The organism is Microbacterium sp. CCH5-D1 (assembly GCF_001557335.1).
Classification (GTDB): Bacteria; Actinomycetota; Actinomycetes; order Actinomycetales; family Microbacteriaceae; genus Microbacterium; species Microbacterium oxydans.
Genome location: NZ_LSJW01000045.1, coordinates 1 through 5058, shown reverse-complemented (window position 1 = coordinate 5058; position 5058 = coordinate 1). Strand labels below are relative to the sequence as shown.

Below are 5058 nucleotides of genomic sequence, written 5' to 3'. Positions count from 1 at the left end.
CGCAGCGGTCAGCGGCTCGCTCGTCGGCGCCGGCGCCTCCTCGCAGCAGGTCGCCATCCAGGCCTGGACCGCGGAGTTCCAGAAGACCAACCCCGACGCCCAGGTCGAGTACGACCCGCAGGGCTCCGGTGGTGGACGCGAGTCCTTCCAGCAGGGCGCGGTCAACTTCGCCGGTTCCGACCGTGCGTTCAAGACCGACGAGATCTCGGCCGGCGGCTTCGGCGCCTGCGTCGACGGCTCCGACCTCGTCGAGATCCCGGCCTACGTGTCGCCGATCGCCATCGTCTTCTCCCTCGACGGGGTCGACGAGCTGAACCTCGACCCGACGACCATCGCGTCGATCTTCGCCGGCAAGATCACCAACTGGAACGACCCGGCGATCGCCAAGGACAACCCCGACGCGAAGCTCCCCGACCTCGCGATCACCCCCGTGCACCGCTCCGACAAGTCGGGCACCACGGGCAACTTCACCGACTACCTCGCGCAGACCGCGGGTGACGTGTGGACCGCAGGCAGCGTCGAGGAGTGGCCGGCCGACCTCGCCGGCGAGTCCGCGGAGAAGACCTCGGGCGTCGCCAACGCCGTCAAGGGCGGTCAGGGCCTCATCGGCTACATCGACTCCTCGCAGGCGGCGGACTTCTCGTCGGTCAACGTCAAGGTCGGCGACGAGTTCGTGCCGCACTCGGCCGAGGGCGCCGCAGCGACGCTCGACGCCTCGAAGATCGAGGAAGGCCGCACCGACGGCGACCTCGCCTTCGCGATCGACCGCACCACCACCGCCGAAGGCGCCTACCCGGTTCTCCTCGTCAGCTACCTCATCGGCTGCGCCGAGTACGAGGACGAGAACGTCGCCGCACTGACCAAGGCGTTCTTCACGACCGCGATCAGCGCCGAAGGCCAGGAAGCCGCCGCGACCAACGCCGGCAGCGCCCCGATCTCGGACGACCTGCGCACGCAGGCACAGGCTGCGATCGACCTCATCAAGTGAGCTGGTGACGGTCTCCGGGATGCCCCGCGGCATCCCGGAGACCGTCTGCTCGCGTCAGACACCCGATCTCCACTGAGCAGGAAGCAGCTCCCATGACAGCCACGACCTCGCCGGCGTCGACGCGCATCGTCGCGAAGAAACGCGCCGGTGACCTCTGGTTCTCCGGAACGGCGGTCGCCGCCGGATCCATGATCATGATCACGCTGGCCGCGGTCGCGATCTTCCTCATCGTTCAGTCGATCCCCGCCTTCACCGCGACGGCCGAAGACGCCTCGCTCCTCAAGACCAACTTCTGGGACTACGTCGGCCCACTCCTGTTCGGGACCGTGTGGGCGGCTTTCCTCGCCCTTCTGCTGGCAGTCCCCCTCTCGCTCGGGGTCGCGCTCTTCATCACGCACTATGCCCCGCGCCGCCTCGCCCAAGGGCTCGGCTACGTGGTCGATCTGCTGGCCGCCGTCCCCTCGGTCGTGTTCGGCCTCTGGGGAATCCTGGTCCTCGCGCCGGCGGTTCAGCCCATCTACGTCTGGTTGAACACGAACGCCTCCTGGATCCCCTTCTTCGACGGTGTGGTCTCGCCCACGGGCCGCACGATCCTCACCGCCGCCATGGTGCTCGCGGTCATGGTCGTCCCGATCATCACGGCCATCTGCCGCGAGATCTTCCTGCAGACCCCTCGCCTCCACGAGGAGGCAGCCCTCGCCCTGGGAGCCACCCGCTGGGAGATGGTGCGGATGGCTGTCCTCCCCTTCGGCCGCTCCGGAATCGTGTCCGCCTCGATGCTCGGCCTCGGCCGCGCGCTCGGTGAGACCATGGCCGTCGCGATGGTGCTCTCGGTGAGCAAGGCGGTCACGTTCGAACTGCTCACCTCCACCAACCCCTCCACGATCGCCGCCAACATCGCGCTGACGTTCCCGGAGGCGTACCAGGTCAACATCAACATCCTCATCGCGACCGGTCTGATCCTGTTCGTCGTGACGTTCGCGGTGAACGCTCTCGCACGCTGGTTCGTGAACCGCCGCAAGGAATTCTCGGGAGCGAACTGACATGACCGTTACCGCCCCCGAGTCCGCTCGCACGGCCAGCGCGGCCCCCTCCCAGCTCTCGCTCAGCTCGGGACACCTCCCCCGCTGGGCGCCCTGGGCCCTGCTCGCCGTCTCGCTCCTGATCGGATTCACGCCGTTCGCCCTCGAGGCCGTCGCCAGCGGATCCGACCTCAACATCGCCGGCTCCGTCGTGCTCGGCGCTGTGATCTACCTCGTGCTCATCTACGTGATGTCGCGCATCGTCGAGGGTTCCAGGAAGGCGCTCGACCGTCTGATCACCGGCATCGTCACCTCGGCGTTCGCGATCGCGATGGTCCCGCTGGTCTCGGTGGCGATCACCGTGGTCACCAACGGCGTCGCCCGCTTCGACGGACTCTTCTTCTCCTCGTCGATGCGTGGTGTGCTCGGCGAGGGAGGCGGCGCCCTGCACGCGGTGATCGGCACGCTGCTCGTCACGCTGGCTGCTGCGATCATCTCGATCCCCATCGGCCTGATGACGGCCGTCTATCTGGTCGAGTACGGCAAGGGCGGACGGATGGCACGCACCATCACGTTCCTCGTCGACGTCATGACGGGTATCCCCTCGATCGTCGCTGGTCTCTTCGCCTACGCGGTGTTCGCGCTGATCTTCGGGCCCGGTGTGCGTATGGGTATCGCGGGCTCGGTCGCCCTGGCCGTGCTCATGATCCCGGTCGTCGTGCGCTCCACCGAGGAGATGCTGCGGCTGGTGCCGAACGAGCTGCGCGAGGCGTCTTACGCGCTCGGCGTGCCGAAGTGGCTCACGATCGTCAAGGTGGTCCTGCCGACGTCGATCGCCGGCATCACGACGGGTGTGATGCTCGCCATCTCCCGCGTGATCGGCGAGACCGCGCCGCTGCTGCTCACGGCCGGATTCACCGACGCCATGAACTACAACCTGTTCAGCGGTCGCATGCAGACCCTCCCGGTGTTCACGTATTCGCAGTACGCGTACCAGGGCATTCCCGCTGAGGCATACGTGGAACGAGCATGGGCCGCCGCCCTGACGCTCATCATCATCGTCATGCTGCTCAACCTGATCGCGCGGCTGGTCGCGAAGATCTTCGCCCCCAAGACCGGCCGCTGAGCCTCGACCCGAAAAGCAAGGAACTGCAGTGTCCAAGAGCATCGAAGTCAACGACCTGAACGTCTACTACGGCGACTTCCTCGCCGTGGAGGGCGTCTCCCTCGACATCCAGCCGCGCAGCGTGACCGCGTTCATCGGCCCCTCCGGCTGCGGCAAGTCCACCTTCCTGCGCACGCTCAACCGCATGCACGAGGTCATCCCCGGTGCCCGCGTCGAGGGAGAGGTGCTGCTCGACGGCAAGGACCTCTACGGCCCCGGCATCGACCCGGTGCTGGTGCGTCGACAGGTCGGCATGGTCTTCCAGCGCCCCAACCCGTTCCCCACGATGTCCATCAAGGAGAACGTCCTCGCCGGCGTGAAGCTCAACAACAGCCGCATGTCGAAGAGCGATCAGGATGCGCTCGTCGAGAAGTCGCTCACGGGTGCGAACCTGTGGAACGAGGTCAAGGACCGCCTCGACAAGCCCGGCTCCGGCCTGTCCGGCGGTCAGCAGCAGCGTCTGTGCATCGCGCGCGCGATCGCCGTGTCGCCGCAGGTGCTGTTGATGGACGAGCCCTGCTCCGCGCTCGACCCCATCTCGACCTACGCCATCGAGGAGCTGATCGGCGAGCTCAAGAACGAGTTCACCATCGTGATCGTGACGCACAACATGCAGCAGGCGTCCCGAGTCTCCGACAAGACGGCGTTCTTCAACATCGCCGGTACCGGCAAGCCCGGCAAGCTCATCGAGTACGACGACACCACGAGCATCTTCACCACTCCGTCCGTGCAGGCCACCGAGGACTACGTCTCCGGCCGCTTCGGTTGAGCCCACTGCTCTCCCCTACTGCTGATTCCCCTCCCCTGCTGCTGTTCCTCCGAAACCCAGACCACTCGAGTGGCTGCCGGCGTGTCAGCCGTTGACACGCCGTCGCACCGTCGGATGGTCTGGGTTTCGGCTTACCCGGGTCGAGGTGCACTGTGCCTGCACCGGCCCGGAATGCAGGGAGTTGTCCATAGCTCGTGCGGTTTCGGCCTCGACCGATGGCGTGCTCAGGGCAGTATCGGGCGATGTCCTTCGTGCGCGCCGCTTCTGTGCTGGGCGCGCTCGGGCGGATGGCACGGACATCGGAGCTTCGCCGGAGGGGTGTGAGCCGCGATGAGCTCTCGCGCGCGGTGCACTCCGGTGAAGTACTGCGACCGCGTCAGGGTGTCTATGCGCTGCCCGACACTGCGGAGGCCTGGATCCATGCCGCGTCTCACGGAGGAACGGTCGGATGTGCCCAAGCGGCAGCGGCGCACGGGCTCTGGGTGCTCGAGCTTCCTTCCACGAATCACATCTGGATGGGAGCTGCAGGGACTCCACGAGCGCAGTGCGACGCCTGCGTGCTGCACTGGGATGAAGGCCACGTTCGCGTCGGAGAAGCCGCGCCCGTGCCGAATGCGCTCCTTCAGATCGCGGCGTGCTGCGGCGAGGACACGTTCTTCACCGCGCTCGAATCGGCTTTGCGACAATCACTGCTCTCCCCCGCTGGGCTGATCTGGCTTCGACGCCATCTTCCGACGTCGATGCGCTGGCTCGTCGCCTTCGCTCGTGCGGATGCGGACAGCGGGCTCGAATCGCTCATCCGGCTTCGGCTGCACCGGATCGGGATATCGGTCAGGACCCAGGTTCACGTCTCCGGTGTCGGGGAGGTCGACCTCGTCATCGGCGACTTCCTGATCGTCGAGGCCGACGGCCGGGAGAACCATGCCAGGGAGAAGGAGCGGAGCAAGGACCTACGGCGTGACGCCGCGGCTGCCGCTGCCGGGTATACGACTCTGCGCTTCACCTATGAGCTGATCGTCGACGAGTGGCATCTCGTCGAGGCCGCGATCCGCGGCGCCGTCGCACGCGGAGCCCACCTCGCGCCGGCGGTCTGACTCCACCACCCCGCCCAGCC

5 protein-coding genes are annotated in these 5058 nt (G+C 66.9%); all 5 read left to right on the top strand.

Features of this window, described 5'->3' with window-relative positions; translation table 11 throughout:
- Positions 1-988, top strand: a 988-nt coding sequence (gene pstS / locus AX744_RS03040; RefSeq protein WP_061015356.1) for a phosphate ABC transporter substrate-binding protein PstS, incomplete at its 5' end; no start/stop codon positions are given.
- Between the two features lie 92 nt (positions 989-1080).
- The gene (gene pstC, locus AX744_RS03035; RefSeq protein ID WP_021199103.1) at positions 1081-2031 is read left to right on the top strand and encodes a phosphate ABC transporter permease subunit PstC; all 951 of its coding nucleotides are present in this window, start codon (positions 1081-1083) and stop codon (positions 2029-2031) included.
- A 1-nt stretch (position 2032) separates the two neighbouring features.
- Complete coding sequence (gene pstA / locus AX744_RS03030) at positions 2033-3136, top strand: phosphate ABC transporter permease PstA (protein WP_061015355.1); 1104 nt, start codon at positions 2033-2035, stop codon at positions 3134-3136.
- Positions 3137-3164: 28 nt separating this feature from the next.
- Positions 3165-3944, top strand: a complete 780-nt coding sequence (gene pstB, locus AX744_RS03025; protein WP_017828973.1) for a phosphate ABC transporter ATP-binding protein PstB — start codon at positions 3165-3167, stop codon at positions 3942-3944.
- A gap of 242 nt (positions 3945-4186) precedes the next feature.
- Entirely contained in the window at positions 4187-5038 is an 852-nt protein-coding gene (locus tag AX744_RS03020; RefSeq protein ID WP_061015354.1) for a type IV toxin-antitoxin system AbiEi family antitoxin domain-containing protein, read from the top strand.
- The last annotated feature ends 20 nt before the right edge of the window (positions 5039-5058 follow it).